Source organism: Mesorhizobium sp. M0030, assembly GCF_040323695.1.
Classification (GTDB): Bacteria; Pseudomonadota; Alphaproteobacteria; order Rhizobiales; family Rhizobiaceae; genus Mesorhizobium.
The window spans coordinates 284,662-310,853 of record NZ_JAMYVE010000006.1 but is presented as its reverse complement, the minus strand read 5'-3'; the positions used below and the strand labels follow the sequence as shown (position 1 = coordinate 310,853).

Here is a 26,192-nt window from a genome sequence, read left to right as displayed (position 1 = left end):
ACCACTTCTCACCCCCCGCAAGGGGGGAGATTGGCAGCCTGAACGCCGCGGCCAATCTGACACGCTGACAATTAGTGAAAGCGATGCGGCAGTCCGATCTCCCCCCTTGAGGGGGAGATGCCCGGCAGGGCAGAGGGGGGTGCCTCGCGCCGACCCCGGCAATGCCTTCCCATGAAAGTCCTCGTCCTTTACGCACACCCGGTGGAGACCAGCTTCAATGCCAGCCTGCACCGCACGATCGTCGAGCGGCTGACGACCGCCGGCCATGAGGTCGACGATTGCGATCTCTATGCCGAGGATTTCGACCCCAGGCTGACGCGCGGGGAGAGGCTGGATTATCATAACCAACGCAGCCCTGCGGACCCGGCCGCGCCCTATGTCGAGCGGCTGCTCAAGGCCGAGGCGCTGGTGCTGTCATATCCCGTCTGGAACTACGGCTTCCCGGCCATCCTGAAAGGCTTTTTCGACCGCGTGTTTCTGCCCGGCGTGTCGTTCAAATTGGTCGACGGCAAGGCGCAGCCTTCGCTCCACAACATCCGCAAGCTGACCGCCGTCACCACCTATGGCGGCAGCCGCTTCCGCGCCATGCTGATGGGCGATCCGCCACGCAGATTGGTCAAGCGGATGCTGCGCGCGACGATCAGGCCCGGCGCCTCGGTGTCCTACCTCGCTCATTATTCGATGAACCTGTCGACCGACGAGACGCGGGCAGCCTTCATGGCCAAGGTCGCGGCCGGGATGGATGAATTCTGATGCGCGTGCTGGTGGTCTATTGCCATCCGGTGCCCGAAAGCTTTTGCGCCGCCATCAGAGATGCCGCAGTCGATGTGCTGAAGGCACGCGGCTGGGAGGTGCGGCTGCTCGACCTCTATGCGGAGAAATTCGATCCGGTGATGGGCTGCGAAGAGCGACGCGCCTACAATGAGCGGGCGCCGGAGGATCCGGCCCTAAAACCGCATTTCGAGCATCTCGCCTGGGCTGAGGCGATCCTGTTCATCTATCCGACCTGGTGGTACGGGCTGCCGGCCATGCTGAAGGGCTGGCTCGACCGGGTCTGGGCGACCGATGTCGCCTTCAAGCTGGGCAAGGGGCGCATCACGTCGCTGATGACACATGTCACCAGGGTCGGCGTCATTACCACCTGCGGCGCGCCGACCTGGTGGAGCGTCGTCGTCGGCCAGCCCGGCCGCAAGACCTTGCTGCGCGGTATGCGCGCGCTGTGCGCCCGCCGCTGCCGGACGTTTTTCCTGGCGCACTACCTGATGGACGCCTCGACGCCAAGGACGAGGGCGGCGTTTCTGGTGAAAGTGCGGGCGAAGCTGGAGCGGTTTTGAGCTTCTTCACCCTCGCCCTTGTGGGGAGGGTCGCGCAGCAAATGCCGCAAGGCGGCATTTGCGAAGCGGGGTGGGGGGTCTCGTAGGGCGCACCCCCACCCCGGCTCGCAATCGCCGCTTCGCTCCGACTGCGAGCCGACCCTCCCGACAAGGGGGAGGGTAAAAAGGTGCTACATCCTCGTCCGTTCCGCCTTGGGATCGTACATCGGCTTCAGCGATGCTTCCGCCGCAAAACGCTCGCCGGCGATCTCGATCTCGTAGGACGAGGCCAGCACATCCGCCTCGCTCTCGCCCTGGCAGGGCACATAGCCCAGTCCGATCGCGCCGCCGAGATGGTGGCCGTAATTCCCCGATGTGATCGGGCCGACGATCTTGCCGTCGCGCAGGATCGCCTCGTTGTGGAAGAGCAGGGGTTCAGGGTCTTTCAAACGGAACTGCACCAGCCGGCGCGACAGGCCGGCTTCTTTTCTCTTCAGCACCGCATCGCGGCCGATGAACTCGCCCTTGGCGGTTTTGACCGCAAAGCCGAGGCCGGCCTCCAGCACATTGTCCTCGTCGGTGATGTCGTGGCCGAAATGCCGAAACGCCTTTTCGAGGCGACAGGAATCCAGCGTGTGCAGGCCGCAAAGTTTCAGGCCGACATCGCCGCCGGCCTCGTCGATCGCCTCGAAGACATGAGCCGCCTGGTCGGTCGAGACATAAAGTTCCCAGCCGAGTTCGCCGACATAGGTGACGCGGTGGGCACGGGCGAGGCCCATGCCGATCTCGATCTCCTGGAAGGTGCCGAATGGATTGTTGTCGTTGGAGAAATCGTTGGGGCTGACTTTCTGGATCAGCTTTCGCGCATCCGGACCCATCAGGCAGAGCACGGCCTCAGCTGCCGTGACATCGGTGATGACTACGAATTCATCCCCGACATGCCGGCGCAGCCAGGCGAGGTCGCGTTGCAGCGTCGCGCCCGGCACGACGAGGAAGTAGGCGGTCTCAGATAGCCGCGACACCGTGAGGTCGCTTTCGATACCGCCGCGCTGGTTGAGCATCTGGGTGTAGACGATCTTGCCCGGCGCCACGTCCATATCGTTGGCGCACAGCCTTTGCAGGAAGGCACAGGCGTCGCGGCCTTCGACACGGATCTTGCCGAACGAGGTCATGTCGAACAGGCCGACCTTGTTGCGGACCGCCAGGTGCTCCTCGCGCTGGTTGTCGAACCAGTTCTGCCGCTTCCAGGAATAGCGGTATTCGCGCTCCTGCCCCTCTCGCGCAAACCAGTTGGCGCGCTCCCAGCCGGCGACTTCGCCGAACACGGCGCCGCGCGCCTTCAGGTGTTCGTGCAGGGGCGAGCGCCTGACATTTCTGGACGTTGCCATCTGCCGGTAGGGGAAGTGATCCGCATAGAGCAGGCCGAGTGTTTCGGAGACACGCTCCTTGAGATACCTACGGTTCTTCTGGAATGGCTGGGCGCGGCGGATGTCGACTTCCCAGAGGTCGAAGGGCGCTTCGCCGTCATTGATCCACTGCGCCAGCGCCATGCCGGCGCCGCCGGACGAGACGATGCCGATGGAATTGTAGCCGGTCGCCATCCAGTAGCCCGACAGCTCCGGCGCTTCGCCGAGATAGTAGCGGTCGTCGGGGGTAAAGCTTTCGGGGCCGTTGAAGAAGGTGTGAATGCCGGCGGTTGCCAGCATCGGCATGCGATTGACGCCCATTTCGAGGATCGGCTCGAAATGCTCCATGTCCTCCGGCAACTGGTCGAAGCAGAAATCCTCGCTTATGCCGTCCATGCCCCAGGGCTTGGCCACCGGCTCGAAGGCGCCGAGCATCATCTTGCCGGCGTCTTCCTTGTAGTAGGCGCATTCATCGGGAACGCGCAGCACCGGTAGACGACCGAGCCCGGGGATCGGCTCGGTGACGAGATAAAAATGTTCGCAGGCATGCAGCGGGATGGTGACGCCGTTCTGGGCGCCGAGCTCGCGCGCCCACATGCCGGCGCAGTTGACGACGATGTCGGCCTCGATCGTGCCCTGGTCGTCGCCTTGCGCCCACGACACACCGGTGACGCGACCGGCCTTGGTATGGACCTTGGTGACCTTCACATTCTCGACGATGGCGGCGCCACGCTGGCGGGCGCCCTTGGCCAGCGCCATGGCGATGTTGGCCGGATCGCACTGGCCGTCGAGCGGCAGATGCACGGCGCCGACCACATCGGACACGTTGAGATGCGGGTACATCTCCTTGACTTCACCAGGCGAAATCTCGCGCACATCGACATCGAAGGCGCGGGCGAGCGAGGCCTGACGGTAAATCTCGTGCTTGCGCTCCTCGGTCAGCGCCACGGTGATCGAGCCGACCTGGCGCATGCCGGTGCCGACTTCGGTCTCGGCCTCCAGCTTGACGTAGAGGTCGGCCGAATATTTCGCCAGCCGCGTCATGTTCTGCGAGCCGCGCAGCTGGCCGATCAGGCCGGCGGCGTGCCAGGTCGTTCCCGAGGTCAGCTGCTTGCGTTCCAGCAGCACGATGTCGGTCCAGCCGAGCTTGGCCAGGTGGTAGGCGACCGAACAGCCGGAGACACCGCCGCCGATAATAACCGCGCGGGCCTTGATGGGAATGCTTCTGGTCATGCGGCCTCGCGGCGATAGCCGGATGCGAAGCGGCGCAGGCGTTTTGCGGCTTCCTGAAGCACCGGTTCCGGTTGGCAGAGGCTGATGCGGATGTGGCCGGCAGCGGCCTTGCCGAAGCTGGAACCCGGCATGACGCCGACACTCTCCTGGTCGAGAAAGGCCCAGGCGAATTTCTCGTCGTCGGGCTCGACGGCGGAGATGTCGAGCATGACATACATGCCGCCCTCGGAGCCGTGCACGCTGACATTGTTCATGCCGCGCACGGCGTCGAGCAGGACGGTGCGGCGCGCCGCATAGCGTTCGGCGATCTCCTTGACGCCAAAGCGGTTCTCCAGCGCCTCGGCGCAGGCGATCGAGATGAAGGCCGGCAGGCCGTAGGTCGTCACCAGATTGAGATTGGTCAACAGCGTGATCATCTGCGTCGGGCCGGTCAGCCAGCCCATGCGCCAGCCGGTCATGCCGTGGCTCTTGGACATCGAATTGATGACCAGCGTGCGCTCGGCCATGCCGGGCAGGCCGCGCGGCGAGATGTGCTCGCCGCCGCCGAGCGTCCAGTAGACCTCGTCCGACAGCAGCCAGAGATCGTGCTCGCGGCAGATCTCGGCCAGCTCTTCCAGACGCTCACGCGAATAGACGGCGCCGGTCGGGTTGTTCGGCGTGTTGATCAAAATGGCGCGCGTGTTGGGCTTGAGCGCCGCGCGGATCATCTCGGCGTGCGGCTGGAAACCGTCCTCGGCCGGCGTCTCGACGACGGTGAAGCTGGCGCCGGCGGCGCTGAACGTGTTGGGATAAGTCGCGTAGTAGGGCGCCACCACGATAGCGTGGTCGCCCTGGTCGAGAACGGCCTGCACGGCCGCGTAAAGGGCAGCCTGGCCGCCCGGCGTGGCGATGACTTGGTCAGGTGCCGTCTCGACCCCGGTGCAAGCGGTCGAGGCCGCCGCCATCGCCCTGCGCAGGCGCGGAACGCCGGGAAGCGGGGTGTAGTGGTGGTTGCTGCCGCGAACCGCCGTCACGCAGGCTTCGATCGTCTGGCTTGGCGTATCGAAATCATGGTCGCCGACCGACAGCATGATGATGTCCTGGCCGGCCTCCTTGCGGGCCCATGCCTCGGTGTGGACCTCCCAGCCATCCTTGCCCGAAGGCACGATGCCGGAAATGCGCGATGAGGGTCTGGGCATCAGGATACTCCCGAGATTTCGTGGCCGGCCTGTTCGAGCTGATCGCGCAACGCGGCGATGTGGGCAGGGCCGACTTCGCAGCAGCCGCCGACGATGGTGGCGCCAGCGGCGACCCAGCCGAGCGCCTGGTCGGCATAGGGATCCGGATCAAGGTCGTGGCGTGCGTGCAGCACTTCGACCGTTCCGCCATGCTTGAGCGCTTCGACAGAGGTGAAGCCATTGGCATAGGCGCCGACCGGGCCGCCGAGAGCAATCAATTCGGGCAGTGCCGCGGCGATCGCTTCTGGCCGGCAGCAATTGACCAGGCGCGCTGCAACCGTCAGGCCGTCGAGGGCGTCCGCCGCTGCCGCTATTGTTTCGCCGCTGCGCAGCCGCGGCGCGCCGTGATCGGCGAGCGTCCAAGACACCCAGACAGGTTTGCCGCTTTCCGACGCAGCGGTAACGGCCGCACGGCCTTCCTCGGCTGAGGCCATGGTCTCGCACAGGAACAGGTCGACGCCGTCGGTCTGCTCGGCGACGATGCGGCGATAGATGTCCAGCGTCTCCTCGAACGATATGGTCAGCGCCGGCGCATAGCTGCCGAACAGCGGTGACAGGCAGCCGGCGATCGCTGCATCGCCTGCCTCCTCGCGTGCCTGTCTCGCCAGTTCGATGCCGCGCTTCTGCAAGGGCCTGAAGAGGTCTTCTGCTCCTTCCCGCGCGAGCCGCTCCGGCGTCGCCGAATAGGTGTTGATGGTGATGACGCGAGCGCCGGCCCGGATGAATTCGGCATGCAGGCCACGCACCAGATCCGGCTCGTCGATCAGCACCCTGGCCGACCAGAGCGGCGTCGGCTCGGAGCTGCTGCGGCGGACCAGTTCCTGGCCCATGCCGCCATCGGTGAGAATGACTTTCTTCATGCTCTCAATCTTTCGTTTTTCGGATCCCACAGCGGCTCGTCTTTCTGCACGACCGCCCGAAAGCGATCGCCGAAGATTTCGATCTCGATCGCGGTATCGGGTTCAGCCAGGTCGGCGCGCAGCATGCCGAGCGCGATCGATTTGTCGATGCGATGCCCCCAGCCGCCGGACGTCGTCTCGCCGACGATCTTGCCGTCATGCCAGAGCGTCGACACCGACGGCGCGTCGCAATCGCCGGGGTTTTCGACCACCAGCGTGACGAAGCGCTTCTTTACGCCTTGCTGCTTTTCGTTCTGCAGGGCTGCCTTGCCGCGGAAGTCGGGCTTGTCCCATTTTACGAAGCGCTCGAGCCCGCCCTGCAGCACCGTATAGTCGGTCGACAGGTCGCCCTTCCAGGTCCGGTAGCCCTTTTCGAGGCGCAGCGAATCCAGCGCATACATGCCGAACGGTTTCAGACCGTGTTTTTGTCCCGCCGTCCAGACGGCGTCGAAGATGGCGGCGGTGTCTCCCACCTTGGTGTGGATTTCCCAGCCGAGTTCGCCGGCGAAGGATACCCGCACCAGCTTCGCCCAGCGGCCGGCGATGGTGGTTTCCTGATGCATCAGCCAGGGCAGCGAGAGATCCGCGCCACAGACCTCGGCCAGGATCTTGCGCGAACTGGGGCCGGCGAGGATTTGCGTCGAATAGTCTTCGGTCCTGTCGGTGAGGGTGAAAGCCGCGTCCTTCGGCAGGCGCGACTTCAGCCATTCGAAATCGTGCCACTGCGCTACCGCCGCGGTGATCAGCGTCATCTGCTCTTCGCCATGGCGCACCACCGACATCTCGGTGACGATGCGGCCCTTGTCGTCGGCGAAATAGGCGAGGCCGATTCGGCCGGGCTTGGGCACCAGACCGGTGACCTGCAGTGCCAGCCATTCGGCTGCGCCAGGACCTTCGAGGTTGAAGCGCGAGAAGCCGGGCAGGTCGAGAATGCAGGCGGCGTCGCGCACCGCCAAGCATTCTTCGCGCACGCGGTGCTGCCACGGCCCGTCGCGGCGGAAGGTGAGTGTTGCTTCTTCCGACGTGTCGTCACCGGGTTGCGCATACCAGGTGGCACGCTCCCAGCCATTATAGGCGTCGAACTGGGCGCCGAGCGCCTTGATGCGATCGTGGATCGGCGACAGCTTGCGGTCGCGCCCAGCCGGCCAGGCATGGCGCGGGAACTGGATGGCGTATTCGTTGCCGTAGATCTCCATGCCCTTGGCGACGCTATAGTCGGGGGCGGCCGCAAAGCTGGTGAAACGGCGCGGATCGCAAGACCACATGTCCCATTCGGTCTGGCCCTGCGTAACCCATTCGGCCAGCACCTTGCCGGCGCCGCCGCCCTGGGCGATGCCGAAGGTGAAGACACAGGCCTCGAACGCGTTGGGAACGCCGGGCATCGGACCGATCAGCGGATTGCCGTCCGGCGCGTAAGGGATCGGCCCGTTGATCACCTTGGACAGGCCGGCAGTGCCGAGAATCGGCACGCGGGCTACGGCATCGGCAAGGTAGTGCTCGAGACGGTCGAGATCGTCGGGGAAGAGCTGGAAGGAAAAATCCTCCGGCATCGGGTCGTTGTGGGTCGCCCAATGTGCGCGGCAATTGCGCTCATAGGGGCCGAGATTCATGCCGTTCTTTTCCTGGCGCAGATAGTAGGAGGTGTCGACATCGCGCAGCAGCGGCAGCTTCTTGCCCTGCTCCTTCGACCACGCCACCAGTTCGGGTATCTCCTCGAACAAGATGTACTGATGGCTCATCACCATCATCGGGACGTCGCGGCCGAACATTTTGCCGACTTCGGCGGCACGGTAGCCGGCGGCATTGACGACGATCTCGCAGCGGATTTCGCCTTGCGGGGTGACAACCACCCATTCGTCGTTCTCACGGCGCACGCCCGTGGTCGGGCAGAAGCGGATGATCTTTGCCCCCATGTCGCGCGCACCCTTGGCAAGTGCCTGCGTCAGCTGCGCGGGGTCGATGTCGCCGTCGTTTGGATCATAGAGCGCGCCTTTCAATTCATGCGTCTCGATGAAGGGATAGCGGCGCTTGATCTCATCAGGGCCGACAATGGCGATGTCCATGCCCTGGTAGCGGCCCATGCCCTTGGCGCGCTGGAACTCCTGCATGCGCTCCTTGGTGTGGGCGAGGCGGAGCGAGCCGGTAACGTGGTAGTTCATGGGATAGTCGACCGCGTCGGCGAGACCGCGATAAAGCTCGGTCGAATAGCGCTGCATGTTCATCAGCGACCAGGACGACGAGAAGGTCGGCACGTTTCCGGCGGCATGCCAGGTCGAGCCCGATGTCAGCTCGTTCTTTTCAAGCAGCACGCAATCGGTCCAACCCGCCTTGCAAAGGTGGTAGAGCGAGGAGGTGCCGACGACACCGCCTCCGATGATCACCACGCGTGCCGTGGTCGGCAAACCGGCCATATTCTTCTCCCAAACCTGAAGCGCGCTGCGCTTCTATTTTTTGCTTGATGCATGTCGTTGTCCCAAAACCGCTGCACACTTTTGGGCGACATGCATTCAATAAACAGGCGGCGAAACTACCCAGATGACCACGGCCGGCTCGCTGCCGGGATTGCGCCAGCGGTACGGCTTGCGCTCGAAGCGGAAGGAATCGCCTTCGACAAGACGGTGCCAGACGCCGGCGATCTCGATCTCGAAAATGCCAGAGGCGATGTAGCCGGCTTCCTCGGTCGGCCGCAGCTGCTCGCTCTTCATCTCGGCGCCCGGCGCGAAGATCGAACGCACCATCTCGAAACTACCGCCGAGATCGGGCGACAGAAGCTCCTCCACGAGGCCGGATTCGCTTGTGCCAAGCGTGCGCCGGCTGCCGGCGCGCACTACAACGCCGCGCTCCTTTTCGATCGGCACGTCGTGGCTGAAGAACAGGCTGAGCGGCACGCCGAACAGGTCTGCGAAGGCCCTGAGGTCGCCAAGCGAAGGGATAGACAGGCCGCGCTCGACCTGGCTGACCCAGCCGACGGAGCGACCAAGCTTCAGCGCGATCTCAGCCAGCGTCAGCCCGCGCGCCTTGCGCAGCGCACGGATGTCACTCGCCAGCAGGCGCTCGTCAGGTCCCTGCAACGTTTTGGGGATAGCTGGGGCCAAAACGCTCACTTGATGAAAAACTGGAAATGAATTTCATGAGAGCTCATGTCCGTGAAAAAATCAAGCGAATTTTCATGGACACACAAGATTTGCTTGCGCGATTTTGGCGGTTCATGCAAAGGCTCTGGCACGAGCGGCGGGTGTGGGAATGCGGGTCGGCGACCAAGGATTGAAATCTGCGCAAGGTCTTCTCCGATAGCCGGTTCGGCTTTCGAAGTGTGCGCAAAGGGACGGCCCATGCTGGAAAAAAATGGCCTGGCAGCGCAAAACGCGGCTGTTGTCGATGAGGCGATCATCTCGCGCCGTTCAGTGCGCGCCTTCCTGCCCGACATGGTCGATGACGAGACGATCCGAGCCATTCTTGGCGTCGCCGCGCGCGCGCCTTCGGGCACCAATATGCAGCCCTGGCGGGTCTATGTCGTCAAGGGCGACGTCAAGCAGCAGATCACCGATGCCATCCTGAATTCCGGTATCCGCGCCGAAAAGGCCGATTGGGACGAGTATCGCTATTACCCCACCCAGTTCTTCGAGCCGTATCTCACCCGCCGCCGCGCCAACGGTTTCGGGCTCTATGGGGCACTCGGCATCGGCCGCCGCGAGGTCGACAAGATGCGCGCCCAGCACGACCGCAACTTCGTCTTCTTCGACGCGCCGGTCGGCATGATCTTCACCATCGACCGGCGGCTGAACCAGGGCTCGTGGATCGACTACGGAATGTTCCTGCAGAACATCATGGTGGCGGCGCGAGGCAGGGGCCTGCACACCTGCCCGCAGGCCGCCTTCGCGCCCTATCACCGGCAGATCCGGCCGGTGCTCAACATCCCCGACGAGGAGATCGTCGTCTGCGGCATGGCGCTCGGCCTCGAGGATACGTCGAAACCCGAAAACGACTTCCGCACCGACCGCGTGCCGCTGGAAGAGTGGGTGACGTTCAGCGGCTAGGCCTCGGCTACCGGGGCCTTATTCCACGTTCATCTGCGCGCCATGGCCGCTGACATGGGCACCGTCCTGCGGTGTCAGTCTGAGATAGGCGATCAGCGCGCACAACGTGATGACGCCCTCGACCACGAACAGGATGCGGAAATCGCTGGTCACCGCCGGCCCGCCGCCAGCCAGGAACGACAACAGCGCCGCCGCCAGGCCGACGCTGATCGCCACCCCCAACTGCCACAGTATGTAGTAGAGCGCGCTAAAGCGGGCGAGCTGGTCGGGCGCGATGTCGGAATAGGCGAGATTGCCGGTCGAAGCCCACTGCGCCGAGCGCAGAACGCCGAAGGCAAAGATATAGGCTAGCACGATCCAAACCGGCGTTGTCGCCTCAATCAAGGCGAAGCCCGCTACCATGGCAGCAACGATCGGCGTGTTGATGACCAGCACGCGGCGAAAGCCGAAACGGTTGAGCAGGCGCGGCATGAGCACACGCATGATCAGCGAGCCGATTGCGGCGACGAAAGTCAGCGATCCCGCCTGCACCGCGCTCATGCCGAAGCCGAGCTGGAACATCAGCGGCAAAAGGAAAACGACCGAGCTCAGGCCGATCGTGTCCAGCCCACCACCGGTGAGGAATGAGATGCGAAAGGTGCGGATGCGCAGGAGTTTCAGGTCAAGCAAGGGGTTGCGGGCGCGCAGGCAGTAGAAGGAGGCAAGCGTCAGGATGACGATCGCCAGCGCCAGCTCGGCCGCGATCATGCTGCCGGCAGCGTCTTTGGCCGCAAGCGAATCCATGCCGAAGACCAGCAGGACCATGCCGCCGCCGACCAGCAGGAAGCCCGGAAAATCGAACTGCGTGCGCACCGGTTTGGTAACCGTCGGAAACAGCGAGGCGGCAAGAACGGCCGCCGCCAGCGCGAACGGCACGTTGATGAAGAAGATCCAGCGCCATGAAATGTAAGTCGTCAGCGCGCCGCCGACGAGCGGGCCGACCAGCGGTCCGGACTGGCCGGCCAGTGAGATATACATGTTGATTTTCAGCATGCGGCTGCGCGGGAAGGTCGACAGGATGACGACCTGGCCGAGCGTCCCCATCAAGGCGCCGCCGAAGCCTTGCAGCGCGCGGGCGCCGACCAGCGTCCAGATGTCGTTGGACAATCCGCACAGCGCCGATGACGCGGCGAACACCAGCAAGGCGAAGCAGTAAACGTTGCGCAGGCCGAAGCGGTCGGCGGCCCAGCCGCCGAGCGGCATCGAGATGATCAGGCTGGCGACATAGACGGTGATCAACAGACCGAGCTGGCTCGGCGGCCGGCCGAGGCTGTCGCTGATGCCGGGCAGGGCGGTGACCACGACATTCTGGTCGAGGCTGGTCATGAACACGCCGCAGGCGACCGTCAGCGGCAGCAGGAGCAAGGCTCTAGCCGACACATCGGCGCGATCCGTGGCGCCGGCGGATAGTTCTGCGGTCATGGGGATGTTCGAACCAAACGACGATGCCGACTATGAGACGGGATCTTTTTAATCCCCTGGGCCGGTTGGGCCACGTTCCCCACCATGGGCTTCCATTGGAGCATTCTCTAGCGGCAGAACCGGCTGGCCTTGAGGCCAGAACGGCTGTCGGCCCTACTGAACCTCGTAGCCGACCTCCTCGCTGGCATGGCAGAGCGCCTTCCAGAACGAGCGGGCGAAGGAGCGGAAGACATAGATGTCGAACTGGTCGGCGCCGGTGCGCTGGATCTGCGCAAAGACGTCGTGATGGGTGGTCGAACGGCCGGAGCCTATGGGGAAGGCGGGCAGCGCAAAGTCGATGGCGAAGAATTTCGCCAGCACCCATTCGGCCTTAGGGCCGGCGATGCGGATAGCGGTGCGGCCATGCGACAGGTCGGTGATCGTGCCGATTGCCGGGGTTACGTCCCCGGCAAAACGCGCCGCCAGGCCCTCGGCATCGTCGACGACCGTGAATTTTCCAGGCGCGAAACCGAACACGGCCTTGCCGAACTTGGCGAGACCGCCGCCGGCACCGTCGGGCAAAGCGAGCCCGGTGACCTTGCCGATCGCCTCGATCAGCTGCTTTTCCGCGCCCGGCCATGCGGCCAGTTGCAGGATCGAGCCTGGCCTGATTTCGGTCAGGATGACATCGACGCCATGCTCGAAATTGCCGTGCGAACCCCGATGGAACACCGGCTCGAGCGGCGAGAGGCGCTCGGGTGATTGGCGTTCGGTTGATTGGCGCTCAGCCATGCATGCGGCTCCCGTCCGGGTCGTAGAAATGGTTGGAGACGATTTCGACCGGCCCGAACCGCTTGCGCAGCGGATCGGAGACAAACGCGCGGGTGCCATGGCGCGCCTTGCCGCCTTCGACCAGGGCCAGCGCGATGTGCTTGCCCAGCGCCGGCGAATAGCAGCAGGCGGTGATGTGGCCGATGGAATCGTGCGGATTGGCTTCGTCCAGTTGCTCGACGAGGTGGGCGCCGCCATTGAACGGCCGGTTGTCGAGCGAGACGAGGCCGACCAGTTGCAGCCGCTCGGCCGCGATCAGGCCTTCGCGGTCCATCATCGCCGAGCCGATGAACGGCTTCTTCTTCGACAGCATCCAGTCGAGATGCAGGTCGCGCGCCGTGGTGCGCCCGTCGATCTCCGCGCCGGTGACATGGCCCTTTTCGATGCGCATCGTGCCCAACGCCTCCAGCCCGTAGGTGACCAGGCCGAACGGCTTGCCGGCTTCGACAAGGGCTTGCCAGACATGGGTGCCGTAGCCGGCGCCGCAATAGACCTCGAAGGCCATTTCTCCGGAAAAGGACAGCCGGCAAATCATCACCGGCACGCCTGATATCTCGCCGCGCACGATGCCCATGAAGGGCAGGGCTGTGTTGTCGACCGCGGTGCCGGTAACACAGGCGGCGAGGATGGCTCGCGCCTTCGGCCCGCCGATGGCCGCGCCCGCCCATTCGTCGGTTACCGAGGTGACGTGCACTTTGAGCTCCGGCCAGATGACGTCGAGGAAATATTCCAGATGCTGCATCACCTTGCCGGCGTTGGCCGTGGTGGTCGTCATCAGGAAATCCTGTTCGCCAAGCCGCCATGTGGTGCCGTCGTCGAAGGCCAGCCCGTCCTCGCGCAGCATCAGGCCGTAGCGGGCCTTGCCGACGGGGAGGGTGGAAAACATGTTGGTGTAGACGCGGTCGAGGAATTCGCCCGCATCCGGCCCCTGAACGGCGATCTTGCCCAGCGTCGAGACGTCGACGATGCCGGCGCTTTCGCGCGTCGCCCTGGCTTCACGGACATAAGCCTGCTCGACCGTCTCGCCGGCAAGGCCGTAGATCATTGGTCGATACCAGAGGCCAGCGGAATACATCGTTGCGCCATTGGCGAGGTGCCAGTCATGCATGGGCGTCAGGCGCTCGGGTTTCAGATCGCCGAAGCGTTCGGCGGCAAGCGAGCCGATCGACACCGCGGAATAGGGCGGGCGGAAGCGCGTCGTTCCGACTTCGGGGATCGGTTTGCCCAACGCCTCGGCCATGATGGCGAGGCCCGGAACGTTGGAGTTCTTGCCCTGGTCGGTCGCCATGCCGAGCGTGGTGTAGCGCTTCAGATGCTCGACGGAGACAAAACCTTCGCGATGCGCCAGCCGCACGTCTTCGGCAGTCACGTCATGCTGGAAGTCGACGAAGCTTTTTCCCTTGGCTTTGATCTCGAACACCGGCGCCGGATCGGGGTTTCCCGGGGCTGCTTCGACATCCGGCAAAGCTGCCGGCGCAGCCGCTCCGCCCGCGGCGGACAGGCCGGCTGCACGGCCCTCAGTGACGGCTTCGACGGTCGAAAAGCTGCCGTTGAAAGCGCCGGCGCCAATCCATTGCCGCGTCGGTTTCGGCGGCAGGAAGGCCTGGCGGGCAGGGTTCCATTCGGCTCTGGCACCGGCCTGGCTGGCGAGATGGATGGTCGGCGACCAGCCGCCCGACATCAGCAGGCTATCGGCGTGGATGCTGCGGGCGTCACCGCTGAGCGCGCCCGAGTTCATGTCGAAGCGCTGCACCTTCAGGCCGGAGAGCGCCTTGCCGCCCTCGGTGGCGACCACGGCATGGCCGGAGAGGATTTCGGCTTCGGCCTCGGTGGCGAGGCTGCGCATCTCGGCCGAAAGCTCGGGGCGCACGTCGATGATGGCGACAATAGCCGCGCCCGCCTTCCTCAGCGCCAGCGCCGAGCGATAGGCGCTGTCATTGTTGGTGAACAGCGCGACCCTGTCGCCGGGCAGCACGCCATAATCACTAACATAGCGCTCGGCGGCATGCGCCAGCATGACGCCCGGCCGGTCATTGCCGGGGAATACAAGCGGCCGCTCGAAAGAGCCGGTGGCCAGCACCACCGTTTTGGCGCGGATCGCCCAATAGCGATGGCGAGGCTCGCCCTTGCCGGGCGTCTCCTTATGGTCGGTGACGCGCTCGAGCGCGGCTAGCGTGTTGCCGTCATAATAGCCCCACACCGTGGTGCGCGGCAGCAGGCGGACCGTGTCATGGCCTTCGAGCTGGCTGACGGCGCGCGCCGCCCAGTCGGCGGCCGGCGCGCCGTCGATGGCCTCGCCGGACCAGTTGGCCGAGCCGCCGAAACGCGGTTCGAGCTCGGCCAGGATGACGCGAGCGCCCTGGTCGGCAGCGGCCTTGGCGGCTGACAGGCCGGCCGGGCCGGAGCCGACCACCAGCACGTCGCAAAACGCGTTCATGCGCTCGTAGCGCGAGGTGTCGGCGGCAATACCGGCGCGGCCCAGGCCGGCGGCGCGGCGGATGAAATGCTCGCAGAACATCCAGAATCTGGTTCCCTTCAGCGGGCCGAAGACCGGACCCATGAAGGTCTTGTAGTAGAAGCCGGCGGCCAGGAGCTTGCCGCCGAGCTGGTTGATGGCGTTGACGTCCCAGGCGAGCGAGGGAAAGCGGTTCTGGCTGACGGCCACCAGCCCGTCATAGATCTCGACCATGGTTGCGGCGATGTTGGGCTCGCGCACTTCGCCGCGCAGCACCGTCACCAGCGCGTTCGGTTCCTCGACGCCGGCCGAGAGCAGGCCGCGCGGGCGGTGGTATTTGAACGAGCGGCCGAAAAGCGTGACGCCGTTGGCAAGCAGCGCCGAGGCCAGCGTGTCGCCGCCATGGCCGGTGTAGGGCGTGCCGTCGAAGGTGAAGCGGATGGTGCGCATGCGGTCGACGCGGCCGCCGGTCTCGGTGCGGCGCGGGCTCACGACTTGTCTCCGGCCTTGTGCCGGGCGGCGGCATTGTGGTCGCCGCGGGCGAAACCGGTGCTGGAAATCTCATGCGTGACCGTGTTGCGCACCATCCTCAGATGGGTGCGGCAGCCGCCTGAATGCTGCCAGATCTCATTGTGGTCGCCGGCCGGGTTCAGCCGATCGTAGACATAGGCGTTCCAGGCGTCGAGGTCCTGCGAGGCGGGCTGCGGGCGCTCGCGGTTGCCGTCGCCCTGATAGGTGAACTCGATGACGTCGCGCGGGCCGCAATAGGGACAAGTGATAAGCATTTGTTTGAACCCTAATGCAGCCGGGGCGTTGCGCCCTGGCCCTTGTCGTCAATCACCAGGCCGCGATAAAAACGGTCGAGCGTGAACGGCGCGTTGAACGCGTGCGGTTCGTCCTTGGCGATGGTGTATGCGAAGCACCAGCCCGAGGCCGGCGTGGCCTTGAAGCCCCCATAGCACCAGCCGCAGTTGAGATACATGCCGGGCAGCGGGCCGGTGGTGATGATCGGCGAACCGTCCATCGACATGTCGCAGACGCCGCCCCAGGAGCGCAGCATGCGTACACGCGCAAGGCCGGGAAACAGCGCCAGCATCTCGCTCATGACCTCGTCGACGATGGGCAGATTACCGCGCTGGGCGTAGCTGTTGTAGCCGTCGATGTCACCGCCGTAGACGAGGCCGCCCTTGTCGGACTGCGACATGTAGAAATGACCCATGCCGAAGGTCAGCACCGTGTCGACGAAAGGTTTCAGCGATTCGGTGACGAAGGCCTGCAGTACATGGCTCTCGATCGGCATCCTGTCGATGCCGGCAAGCTGCATCACCCGTCCGGTGCTGCCGGCCACCGCCACGGCGACCTTCTTGCCGCGGATCTCTCCGCGCGTCGTTTGCACGCCGGTGATGCGGTCGCCGTCGCGCAGGAAGCCGGTGACCTCGCAATTCTCGACGATGTCGACGCCGCGGCGGTCGGCGCCGCGCGCATAGCCCCAGGCAACCGCATCGTGCCGGGCGGTGCCGGCGCGCGGCTGCATCAGGCCGCCGACGATGGGAAAGCGCGCCGAGGCCGACATGTCCAGCGCCGGTACCAGGCGCGCGATCTCGGCGGTGCTCATCAGCTCCGCATCGACGCCGAGATGGCGCATGGCGTTGCCGCGCCTTGCCAAGTCGTCGAACTGGCCCGGCGTGTGAGCCAGATTCAGGCAGCCGCGCTGCGAGAACATGACGTTGTAGTTGAGGTCGTGCGAAAGGTTCTCCCACATCTTCATCGAATGTTCGTAGAAGCGGGTGTTGGAGGGCAGGAGGTAGTTGGAACGCACCGCCGTGGTGTTGCGGCCGACATTGCCGGAACCCAGCCAGCCCTTTTCCAGCACCGCGACATTGGAGATGCCGTGCTCCTTGGCCAGATAATACGCCGTCGACAGGCCATGGCCGCCACCGCCGATGATGATGACATCATAGGAGGCCTTGGGGTCGGGCTTGCGCCAGGCCGGCTTCCAGTCCTTGTTTCCCTTGAGCGCGTTCGTGAGAAGCGAAAGGGCTGAATATTCCGCCATTCTTCATGTCATCCCTAGAGCATGATGCCGAAAGGTGTGAAGCGGTTTTCGGACTACATCATGCTCTATATCTTTGATTTCTAGAGCCGGATGGTTTCAGGTCGGACAGACCTGAAACCATCCGGCTCGGGTGCGATGCGGCAGACTATAGAGCAGGCGGCGGGCGCAAAGCCAAGATTGCGCCATGGCTTTTCGACTGGCCGACTCCCGCAAGGCGACACCTGCCATGACTTCGCCACGACTTGCCCCATGGGATGAGCGTCTCTATCAAGGACCGCTTTAGAAGCGGCCTTGCCGCCCTTGAGTCGCCACCATTATGCTTTTTCGCTTCTTTCGCCTGATCCTGGTCCTCGCGCTCGTTGCCTTGGCGCCGCATTCGTTCGGCGCGATGGCGCAGGGGCTGGGCCAGGCGCCTGCCGGGCTGGTCGCCGACCAGCAGAAAATCCTGCAGGGTTTGACGACGAAAACCGACGCTCTGGAGAAGAAAGTCCAGGAGGACGGCGTCGACGACGCCACCCTCGTCGAGATCCGCCTGCAGCTGGAAGAGCTGTCGCGCGCTGCGCTGAACAGCGCGCTGGCGTTCCGGTCCCGGCTGGGGGAGATCAATTCGAGGCTCGAGCAGCTTGGTGCGCCCCCGGCTGCCGGACAGCCCCCTGAACCGGACATCGTGACCGGCGAGCGCCAGGCGCTGGCGTCGGAAAAGGCGGAGATCAACGCCGTCATCGCCGGCGCGCAGAACCTGTCGATCCGCATCAATGCGCTGATCGAGAAGATCGGCAATATGCGCAGCGAGCTGTTTCGCAGCGGGCTGACCAAGCGCTACGTGCTGTCCGATGCACTGAGCCCGCAAGTGTTTTCCGACGCCAGGGACGAATACGCCAATTTTTACAGGGCGGTGTCGTCCTGGCTGAGCTTTGCCTTCAAGTTCAAATTCCAGGCGATGCTCGCGGCGACCCTCATGGCGCTTGCTTTGGCGGTGGTGCTTCTGGTCGGTGGGCGCCGCCTGTTTGGGCGCATCTTCGAGCCCGACGCGTCGGTTGAAGATCCGACATATCTCAGTCGCCTGTCGGTGGCGTTCTGGTCGACTTTGCTGCCGACGCTGGCGGTCAGCGCCTTCCTCGCCTCGACGGTGTTCCTGTACAATTATTACAATGTGCTGCGCGGCGACATAGGCGTTTTCCTCAACGCGCTGGCAGCCGTCATCGCCATAGTGTTCTGTGTCAACCGCCTGACCAATGCGGCTCTGTCGCCCAGCATGCCGAACTGGCGCCTGATCCAGGTCGAGACCGGCCCGGCGCGTTGGCTGGTGCGGCTGACGACGGCCATGGCAGTCGTCATCGGCATCAACAATTTCCTGTCGATCGTCAACGACAAGATGGGCTCGCCCCTGTCGCTGACGGTGGCCAGGAGTTTTGTCGCCACCGTCATCGTGGGCGTCATCCTGATCCTTATGGCGCTGCTGAAGCCTTACAAGGACGCCGACGGGCGCTGGCGCCCCTGGCCGGCCTGGCTGCGCTACACCTGTGTCGCGCTCGGCCTGTTCACGATTGCGGCGGCACTGTTCGGCTATATCGGTCTTGCCATCTTCGTCTCGTTGCAGGTCGTGGTCACCGGCACCATCCTGCTCACCGCCTATATCGGCTTCCTGTCGGCGCGCGAGATCGGCGAGGAGGGTGGTTTCGCCGGCACCTCGATTGGGCGCTGGCTGAAGACCAACTCCAGCTATGAGGACACCGCGCTCGACCAGCTCGGCCTCGTCGTCAGCGTCGCCATCAACCTGATGATCGTGCTGGTGTTCCTGCCGCTGATCCTGTTGATGTGGGGCTTCCAGCCCGGCGATATCCAGGCCTGGGGCTATAAGTTGGCGACAGGCGTCACCGTCGGTTCGGTGACGATTTCGGTCACCGGCATCCTCACCGGCATCGTCGTCTTCATCATCGGCTATTTCCTGACCCGCTGGTTCCAGGGCTGGCTCGACGGCTCGGTTATGGCGCGCGGCAAGGTCGATACCGGCGTGCGCAACTCGATCCGGCTGGCGGTCGGCTATGCCGGCGTCGCGCTCGCCGGCCTCGTCGGCATCTCGGCGGCGGGCATCGATCTTTCCAATTTGGCGCTCGTTGCCGGCGCACTCTCGCTGGGTATCGGCTTTGGCCTGCAGAATGTCGTGTCCAACTTCGTGTCGGGCCTGATCCTTCTCGCCGAGCGGCCGTTCAAGGTCGGCGACTGGATCGTCGCCGGCGACACATCAGGCACGGTCAAGAAGATCAGCGTGCGCGCCACCGAAATCGAGACCTTCCAGCGGCAATCGGTGATCCTGCCCAATTCGAACCTCATCAACAACGCCGTCGGCAACTGGACGCACCGCAACAAGCTCGGACGTGTGGAGATCAAGGTCGGGGTCGCCTATGGCAGCGACGTCAAGCGGGTACACGCGGTCCTGCTTGAGATTGCGCGCGGCCATGCGCTGGTGCTGAAGAACCCGGAACCCTTCGTGCTGTTCACCAATTTCGGGCCGGCAGCACTCGAGTTCGAGATCCGCGTGTTCCTGGCCGATGTGCTGAACGGCGCCATCGTTCAGAACGATATCCGCTTTGCCGTTCTCGATGCTTTTGACGCCGAGCACATAGAAATCCCCTCGACGCCGCGCGCCGAGGTCAAGGTCAAGCAGACCGACGCATGGCCGATCGACGACGACAAGATCGAAGTCGAGTTCGCCGAGAAGGAGCAGGCGGAGGCCAGAGCCGCCACCGAGGCGAAGCGGCTGGCCAAAACTGGTCGCAAGGCCCGCAAACCCGATCCCAGCTAGGCCCCAAGCTCCTCCCAAACCGATTGCGGCATGAATGCGGCATTCAGTTGCGGTTCAGCTTGCATCTCATATAAGCTCACATGCAAAGGCGAGAATGCCTTGCGAAATGCAACAGAGGCGGTGTGGAAACACCGATATTGCAAAATGTGGAAGTCGCTCGTCGTCGCCATCGCTCTTACCGCAGCGAGTGGCTCGGCCTTTGCCGCCAGCGCGGTCAACAAGGATGCTGAGACCCGTACGCTGATCGTGACGGAAGGCGGCGGCAAGACGGAGCTGGCGCTGGCCGCCGGCGAAACCGTGGAATTCTGCCCGAACGGCTGTTTCGTCACCTTGCCCAATGGTGACCTCGAGGCCCTGACCGGCTCGGAAACGGTCGAAATCTCGGGTGGCGTTGCCCGCATCAAGTAAAGTCGGCAGGCAAATGTAGTAGAGGCCGGGCAATGCCCGGCCTTTTATTGTCCGCGATAGCGATTGCTTAACAATGACGCGGGAAATATCGTGGCGCCTACCGGCTGCAACCGTGCGTTTTAACGTTCACTACGCCGTTCCGCCGCTATACCGGTGCGAAGACGCCGAAGCACGGCGCAACGGTTATGAATAGGGCAGAACGGATATGGATGCGCGGTCGGACAAGAACGCAATCCCGCTTGCGGTCGACCTCGACGGCACGCTGATTGCGACCGATCTTCTTTGGGAAGGCCTGTTCATCCTGCTCAAGAAGAATCCGCTCTATGTTTTCCTGGTTCCGTTCTGGCTGGCCGCCGGCCCGGCGCGGCTGAAACAAGCGATCGCAGACCGCATCGACATCGATCCGGCCTCGCTGCCCTATCGCGAAGCGCTGCTGCAGCGGCTGCGCGCCGACCATAGCGACGGACGCAAGATCGTGCTGGCGACCGGTACGCCACGCAAGTTCGCCGAGGCGATCGCCGCGCATCTGGGCGTCTTCGACTATGTGCTGGCGACCGACGGTCCCCACAACATGACCTCGGGCCGCAAGCGCGACGCGCTCATCGCCGCCTATGGCGACGGCGGTTTCGACTATGCCGGCAACAGCCGGCACGACCTCAAGGTTTTCGGAGCCGCACGCAACGCCATCGTCGTGGCGCCCGACCGCCATGCGAGGCGCTGGCAGGCCGCGCATAGCGCCGAAAGGATGCCGGCGCCGAAAAGGACATTGAAGACATTCGTCAAGATGCTGCGGGTGCATCAGTGGCTGAAGAATTCGCTGATAGCGGTGCCGATGGTGCTGTCGCATGAATACTTCAACATCAACATGATCTGGCAATGCCTGCTGGCGTTCGTCTCCTTCAGCGCCGTGGCTTCCGCCATCTACATCCTCAACGATTTCTTCGACCTTGCGCTTGACCGCAAGCACCCGACCAAACGCAACCGGCCTTTCGCCAGCGGCGCGCTGTCGATACCGTTCGGTCTCGGCGCGATGGCCGCTCTGCTGACGATCGGCATCGCCGCCGGGCTTCTGTTGCCGATCGAGTTCCTGGGCGTGCTCGCCGGCTATCTGGTGGTGACCACAGCCTATTCGCTGTCGTTCAAGCGCATGCTCCTGGCCGACGTACTGACGCTGGCGGGGCTCTACACAGTGCGTGTGCTGGCAGGTGCTGCGGCGACCGGGGTCGAAGTCTCGTTCTGGCTGCTCGCCTTCTCGATTTTCTTCTTCCTGTCGCTGGCGCTGGTGAAGCGCTATGTCGAACTGCGCACCACAGCCATTCCGGTGGGCGAGCGCATTGCCGGTCGCGGCTACCGCATCGAAGATCAGGAGATCGTCGCCCAGGCGGGCATGGCGTCGGCCTTCTCCTCGGCGCTGGTGCTGGCGCTCTACATGGACAGCGTCTCCGTGCGCGAACTCTATCCGCATCCCAGGCTGGTCTGGCCGCTGGCGCCGATCGTGCTGTATTTGACCATGCGGGTCTGGATCCTGGCGCGCCGCAACGAGATGAATGACGATCCGGTCATCTTCATCATTCGCGACTGGCGAAGCCAGATCGTCGTGGTGATCGGCGCCGCCCTTCTGGTCGCGGGAGGCTGGTAGGGCATGGCCGGCGAACGGTACCGGAGTTTTGGCCTCGCCACGCCGGCCGCAAAGCGAGCCATCGCGGCCGACGATGCCATCGCGCTGATGCGAAGCGGCAAGGCGACAAAGAACGCTCTGCTCGCCTATGGCAATGGCCGCTCCTACGGTGATTCCTGCCAGAACGAGCCAGGTGCGGTCGTGGACATGCGGCCGCTGAACCGCATCGGCGCCTTCAATGCCGAGACCGGCCTGCTCGAGGCGGAGGCCGGCGTGTTCCTCTCCGATATCATTGCGCACACTGCACCTTACGGTTTCTTTCCCACGGTGGTCCCAGGCACCCAGTTCGTCACCCTTGGCGGCGCGATCGCCAATGACGTCCATGGCAAGAACCATCACCGGCGCGGCACTTTCGGCTGCCATGTCGAGTCTCTCACCCTGCTGCGCTCGGACGGGCGGACCTACACCTGCTCGGCAACCGACAATGCAAGGCTGTTTGCGGCGACGATCGGCGGCATGGGGCTGACCGGCCTGATCCTGTCGGCCTCGATCCGGCTGATGCGGGTGCATTCGCTCGATATCGCCGAGAAGGTAACGCGGTTTGCCGATCTCGGCGAATTCTTCGAACTGGCCGAGGCCGCCGACCAGGCCAATGAATATGCCGTCGCCTGGATCGACCAGCTTGCCGGCGGCCATGGCCGCGGGCGCGGCCTGTTGTTGACAGGCAATCATGCCGAGTATGGCTCGCATGCGGCGTCTCGCGCCGGCTCCCGTTTTTCAGTGCCGTTCCAGCCGCCGTTCAATGTGCTCAACCGGCCGTTCCTCACCGCCTTCAACGCCGCCTATCGGTGGAAGAAGGGGCGCTCGCCGGGGCCGAGCCAAACCGGCTACCAGGGCTTTTTCTTTCCGCTTGATGGTGTCGGCGACTGGAATCGGCTGTATGGCCCGAAAGGTCTCTACCAGCACCAGAGCGTGGTGCCGGAAAATGTCGCGCGTCAGACCATGCCGGCGCTGCTCGAGGCGGCGCGACGGGCCGGGCAGGGCTCTTTCCTCACCGTGTTGAAGCGCTTCGGCTCGATCCGCTCGCCGGGGCTGCTGTCCTTTCCGCGGCCAGGCTTCACGTTGACGCTGGATTTCCCCAATCGCGGCGACCGGACGCTGGCCCTGCTCAGCGAACTCGACCGCATCACGGTCGCGGCCGGCGGCGCGGTCAACCCGTACAAGGATGCGCGCATGGGCGCTGATACTTTCGCGGCCTCCTTCCCGAATTGGCAGCGCCTTGAAGCGCTGCGCGACCCGGCGTTCGTGTCCAGTTTCTGGCTGCGGACGGCGAAAAAGCTCAACGTCCGGCCAGGGCGTGTCGAGGCAGCTGAATAGATACAATCCGAATAAGTCCTGGTGAATAGATCGTAAGTTCCGTGGTTTACTCAAAGCATTGTCGTGACTTCATGAAATGTTTGCAGGTTCGTAATAGGACCGTTGCGAGTGGCGGGTGCAAAATATGAAATACATCGTCTTCATTCTGTTCACGGTCATGACCAATGCCGCCGCGCAGCTGATGCTGAAGCAAGGCATGATGTCGCTCGGTCCCATTTCGTTCGAGGGCACCAATCCGCTGTTGAAGCTGTTGCAGGTCGTTTTCAGCCCATGGGTGTTTCTCGGCCTGTGCACCTTCGTCATCTCGATGGCTTCGCATCTCTATGTGCTGTCCAAGGTCGAGCTCAGCTTTGCGTATCCGTTCCTCAGCCTTGCCTATGTCGCGGTTGCGATCTTCGCCTATTTCATCTTCCGCGAGGACCTCAATGCCTGGCGCATTGCCGGCATCGCCTTCATCTGCGTCGGCACCGTGCTGATCGCGCAAAGCGGTCGAGACTTGGGCGGGCGCGGGCATGACGACCAAACCGCTTCCATCATCCCCGACAAGACCAGCGAGATCGTTCGATGAGACATGTTATTTTCGGCGGCGACGGCTTCGTCGGCCGTCATCTTGCCCCGAAGCTTGTGGCCGATGGTGAAGAGGTTGTCGTTGCCGACATCGTCAAGAGCGACCTGACGCACTATCGCAACGTTCGCTTCGTCACCTGCGATGTCACGGATACGGCCTCGGTGGCCAACATCGGATTGAAGGCCGACGACATGGTCTACAACCTGTCGGCCAAAATGCTGTCGCCGATCCAGGTGCGGGCCAAGCGTCACGACTTCTTCTTTCCGGTGAATTTCCACGGCACCGAACACATCATGCAGGCGATGGACAAGGCCGGCGCGTCCAAGCTCGTCCACTACACCACCGACATGATCTACGGCCACACGGTCACCCAGCCGATGACCGAGGAGCACCCGGTCGCGCCGCTCGGCGAATATGGCTGGTCGAAGCAGAAGACCGAGGAGCTCGCCGCTCAATGGCGCAAGCGCGGCATGTCGATCTCGCTGTTTCGCCCGCGTCTCATCATCGGTCCCGGCCGGCTCGGGATCCTGGAAAAGCTGTTCAAACTGATCGACTGGAATTTTCCTGTGCCGATGATCGGCTCGGGCAAGAACCCCTATCAGTTCATCTCGGTGTTCGATTGCGCGGAAGCTGCCCGCGCGGCCTGGAAGGCAGGCGTGCCCAACCAGGCCTATAATCTGGGCTCCCTCAATCCGCCGCCGGTGAAGAAATTGCTGGGCGACCTGATCAAGCATGCTGGCTCGAAGTCGCTGCTGATCCCGACGCCGGGCTGGGCGGTCAAGCGCACCCTCGACCTGCTCGATCTCATGAACATGCCGATCATGGATCCCGAACAATATCTGATCGCCGATGAGGAGTGCGTGCTCGACGTATCCAAGGCCGAGCGCCAGCTCGGCTGGGTGCCGCAATATCGCGACGAGGGCATGCTGATCGCCGCCTACAGCGAATACCGCGCCAAGAAAGACGGGCTTGCCGTCACCGCAAATCATGTCCCCGCCGAATAGGTGGGACGACCAGGAGAACTCCGAAATGACCGTCATGGCCAAGCCTGAGCAGACGAACGCGCGCACCATGGTCGGCGCGCCGGCGTTGTCGCCTACCGCCATCGCCAAGCCCGACCTGATCAGCGTCGAGCAGGCGAAGGCGATGGATGTTGCGCGCATGACCGACTTGTTCAAGGCGCATCTCAATCCGGGCCAGCTGCATTTCATGAAGCTGCTCGGCTTCCACAAGATCAAGATCGAGCGTGCCGAAGGCATGTTCTACATCGACCAGAACGGCCGCAAGATTCTCGACTTCTTCGGCGGCTTCGGTTCGCTGGCCTTCGGCCACAACCATCCGCGCATCCTGGAGGCCCGGCGCAAATTCCAGGAGGAGAAGCGCCAGGAAATCGCCATCGCCTTCATGTCGCAATATGCATCGGCCCTTGCGCACAACATCGCCAAATGCTCGCCCGGCGATCTCGACATGGTGTTTCTGGGCTCGTCGGGTTCGGAAGCGATGGAAGCGGCGGTGAAGCTCGCCGAGCGCGCCGCCGGGCCTAAGAGGCCAAAAATCGTCTATGCCGAGAATTCCTTCCACGGCAAGACCAAGGGCGTGCTCGGCATTACCGATGGCCAGCTCTACCGCGCGGACTTCAAGATGGCTGAGAACACCGTGCGCATTCCGTTCGCCGATATCGAAGCGGTCGAGCGGCTGTTCCGCTCCGACCCGGAGGTCGGCGTCATCGTGCTTGAGACAATCCAGGGCGGCGGCGGCATCATCCAGGCAGAGGCGCAATATTGGCAGAAGCTGCGAGCGCTGTGCGACCAGTATGGCGTGCTGTGGGTGGCGGACGAAGTGCAGTGCGGCTATGGCCGTTCGGGACGCTTCTATGCCTTCGAGCATTATGGCGTCGTGCCCGATGTGACGGCGCTGGCGAAATCGCTCGGCGCCGGCAAGGCGGCGGTCGGCGCGATGATCGCCCGGCGCGAGGTCTATATGAAGGCCTATGGCACGCCGAAGACGGCGATGATCCATGCCATGGCCACCTTTGGCGGCATGGGCGAGGCCTGCGTCACCGCGATCGAGGGCATCAATGTGCTCTATGATGAGGGGCTGATCGACAACGCCGCCACTACCGGCGACTATCTGCTTCAGCGCCTGCAGGCGCTGAAGGAGAAGTACCCGAAGATCATCAAGGATGTGCGCGGCAAAGGCTTTATGGTCGGGCTCGAGTTCCACGACTTCTCGCAGACCTTGCCGATGGTGCTGCGTCCGATCGTCAGCGTCCTCGACGACAAGCTGAAGGGCTCGCTGTCGGGCTTCGTCGGCGCGCTGTTGCTGCGCGACTATGACGTGCTCGTCGCCTTCACCGAATACAACCGCAACGTCATCCGTCTCGAGCCGCCGCTGATCTGCCAGCGCGAGCATGTCGACCATTTCGTCGATGCCTTCGATAGCCTGCTGTCGCGCGGCATCGTGGGGATCGTGAAGGATTTCGTCAAAAGCCAAGTCCGTTAAAGAAGTCCGTTGAGCGAAGTCCCGAG

The 26,192-nt window shown here is 63.8% G+C and carries 20 protein-coding genes; 10 read left to right on the top strand and 10 right to left on the bottom strand.

Annotated features, from left to right (window positions below; genetic code table 11):
- Nucleotides 1–171: 171 nt before the first annotated feature.
- Together NKJ80_RS15540 and NKJ80_RS15535 are read left to right on the top strand one after the other, a co-directional pair.
- Entirely contained in the window at nucleotides 172–753 is a 582-nt protein-coding gene (locus NKJ80_RS15540; RefSeq protein WP_023753451.1) for an NAD(P)H-dependent oxidoreductase, read from the top strand.
- Entirely contained in the window at nucleotides 753–1,334 is a 582-nt protein-coding gene (locus NKJ80_RS15535) for an NAD(P)H-dependent oxidoreductase (protein WP_023690990.1), read from the top strand. The genes NKJ80_RS15540 and NKJ80_RS15535 overlap by 1 nt, the downstream gene beginning before the upstream one ends.
- 170 nt (nucleotides 1,335–1,504) lie before the next feature.
- On the opposite strand, the gene NKJ80_RS15530 is transcribed toward NKJ80_RS15535, so the two are convergent.
- The 5 genes from NKJ80_RS15530 to NKJ80_RS15510 all read right to left on the bottom strand — a co-directional run bounded on the left by NKJ80_RS15530 (nucleotide 1,505) and on the right by NKJ80_RS15510 (nucleotide 9,118).
- Nucleotides 1,505–3,952 carry a GcvT family protein gene (locus NKJ80_RS15530; protein WP_352497868.1) on the bottom strand — a complete coding sequence of 816 codons (2,448 nt, stop codon included), beginning with the start codon at nucleotides 3,950–3,952 and terminating at the stop codon, nucleotides 1,505–1,507.
- Entirely contained in the window at nucleotides 3,949–5,130 is a 1,182-nt protein-coding gene (locus tag NKJ80_RS15525; protein WP_352497867.1) for a pyridoxal phosphate-dependent aminotransferase, read from the bottom strand. The genes NKJ80_RS15530 and NKJ80_RS15525 overlap by 4 nt, the downstream gene beginning before the upstream one ends.
- Nucleotides 5,130–6,029, bottom strand: a complete 900-nt coding sequence (locus tag NKJ80_RS15520) for a homocysteine S-methyltransferase family protein (protein ID WP_352497866.1) — start codon at nucleotides 6,027–6,029, stop codon at nucleotides 5,130–5,132. Before NKJ80_RS15520 ends, NKJ80_RS15525 begins: the two co-directional genes overlap by 1 nt.
- Nucleotides 6,026–8,479 (bottom strand): GcvT family protein, encoded by a 2,454-nt coding sequence (locus NKJ80_RS15515; RefSeq protein ID WP_352497865.1) that lies wholly within the window; start codon nucleotides 8,477–8,479, stop codon nucleotides 6,026–6,028. The genes NKJ80_RS15520 and NKJ80_RS15515 overlap by 4 nt, the downstream gene beginning before the upstream one ends.
- A gap of 96 nt (nucleotides 8,480–8,575) precedes the next feature.
- Complete coding sequence (locus NKJ80_RS15510; RefSeq protein WP_023815506.1) at nucleotides 8,576–9,118, bottom strand: helix-turn-helix domain-containing protein; 543 nt, start codon at nucleotides 9,116–9,118, stop codon at nucleotides 8,576–8,578.
- 282 nt (nucleotides 9,119–9,400) lie between these two features.
- Here NKJ80_RS15510 and NKJ80_RS15505 point away from each other — a divergent pair, with 282 nt between their 5' ends.
- A complete protein-coding gene (locus NKJ80_RS15505; protein ID WP_023698305.1) occupies nucleotides 9,401–10,105 on the top strand; it encodes a nitroreductase in 705 nt (234 codons plus the stop codon).
- Between the two features lie 18 nt (nucleotides 10,106–10,123).
- On the opposite strand, the gene NKJ80_RS15500 is transcribed toward NKJ80_RS15505, so the two are convergent.
- The 5 genes from NKJ80_RS15500 to NKJ80_RS15480 all read right to left on the bottom strand — a co-directional run bounded on the left by NKJ80_RS15500 (nucleotide 10,124) and on the right by NKJ80_RS15480 (nucleotide 16,887).
- Complete coding sequence (locus NKJ80_RS15500) at nucleotides 10,124–11,566, bottom strand: MFS transporter (RefSeq protein WP_352497864.1); 1,443 nt, start codon at nucleotides 11,564–11,566, stop codon at nucleotides 10,124–10,126.
- A gap of 153 nt (nucleotides 11,567–11,719) precedes the next feature.
- Nucleotides 11,720–12,337 carry a sarcosine oxidase subunit gamma gene (locus tag NKJ80_RS15495; protein WP_050587437.1) on the bottom strand — a complete coding sequence of 206 codons (618 nt, stop codon included), beginning with the start codon at nucleotides 12,335–12,337 and terminating at the stop codon, nucleotides 11,720–11,722.
- The gene (locus tag NKJ80_RS15490; RefSeq protein ID WP_352497863.1) at nucleotides 12,330–15,323 is read right to left on the bottom strand and encodes a sarcosine oxidase subunit alpha; all 2,994 of its coding nucleotides are present in this window, start codon (nucleotides 15,321–15,323) and stop codon (nucleotides 12,330–12,332) included. Before NKJ80_RS15490 ends, NKJ80_RS15495 begins: the two co-directional genes overlap by 8 nt.
- Nucleotides 15,320–15,616 carry a sarcosine oxidase subunit delta gene (locus NKJ80_RS15485; protein WP_352497862.1) on the bottom strand — a complete coding sequence of 99 codons (297 nt, stop codon included), beginning with the start codon at nucleotides 15,614–15,616 and terminating at the stop codon, nucleotides 15,320–15,322. The genes NKJ80_RS15490 and NKJ80_RS15485 overlap by 4 nt, the downstream gene beginning before the upstream one ends.
- Nucleotides 15,617–15,627: 11 nt before the next feature.
- Nucleotides 15,628–16,887: a sarcosine oxidase subunit beta family protein gene (locus tag NKJ80_RS15480; RefSeq protein WP_352497861.1), complete on the bottom strand. Its 1,260-nt coding sequence runs from the start codon at nucleotides 16,885–16,887 to the stop codon at nucleotides 15,628–15,630.
- Nucleotides 16,888–17,203: 316 nt separating this feature from the next.
- Between NKJ80_RS15480 and NKJ80_RS15475 the strand changes: the two genes are divergently transcribed.
- From NKJ80_RS15475 to NKJ80_RS15445, 7 genes are all read left to right on the top strand, one after another.
- Complete coding sequence (locus NKJ80_RS15475; protein WP_352497860.1) at nucleotides 17,204–19,693, top strand: mechanosensitive ion channel family protein; 2,490 nt, start codon at nucleotides 17,204–17,206, stop codon at nucleotides 19,691–19,693.
- Between the two features lie 144 nt (nucleotides 19,694–19,837).
- A complete protein-coding gene (locus NKJ80_RS15470; protein WP_023670370.1) occupies nucleotides 19,838–20,101 on the top strand; it encodes a hypothetical protein in 264 nt (87 codons plus the stop codon).
- 205 nt (nucleotides 20,102–20,306) lie between these two features.
- Nucleotides 20,307–21,740 (top strand): UbiA family prenyltransferase, encoded by a 1,434-nt coding sequence (locus tag NKJ80_RS15465; RefSeq protein ID WP_023691000.1) that lies wholly within the window; start codon nucleotides 20,307–20,309, stop codon nucleotides 21,738–21,740.
- A gap of 3 nt (nucleotides 21,741–21,743) precedes the next feature.
- Complete coding sequence (locus NKJ80_RS15460) at nucleotides 21,744–23,096, top strand: FAD-binding oxidoreductase (RefSeq protein WP_023733774.1); 1,353 nt, start codon at nucleotides 21,744–21,746, stop codon at nucleotides 23,094–23,096.
- A 124-nt stretch (nucleotides 23,097–23,220) separates the two neighbouring features.
- Complete coding sequence (locus NKJ80_RS15455; protein WP_023699265.1) at nucleotides 23,221–23,664, top strand: EamA family transporter; 444 nt, start codon at nucleotides 23,221–23,223, stop codon at nucleotides 23,662–23,664.
- The gene (locus tag NKJ80_RS15450; protein ID WP_023741596.1) at nucleotides 23,661–24,668 is read left to right on the top strand and encodes an NAD-dependent epimerase/dehydratase family protein; all 1,008 of its coding nucleotides are present in this window, start codon (nucleotides 23,661–23,663) and stop codon (nucleotides 24,666–24,668) included. Before NKJ80_RS15455 ends, NKJ80_RS15450 begins: the two co-directional genes overlap by 4 nt.
- Nucleotides 24,669–24,735: 67 nt before the next feature.
- A complete protein-coding gene (locus tag NKJ80_RS15445; RefSeq protein ID WP_245260644.1) occupies nucleotides 24,736–26,166 on the top strand; it encodes an aspartate aminotransferase family protein in 1,431 nt (476 codons plus the stop codon).
- The last annotated feature ends 26 nt before the right edge of the window (nucleotides 26,167–26,192 follow it).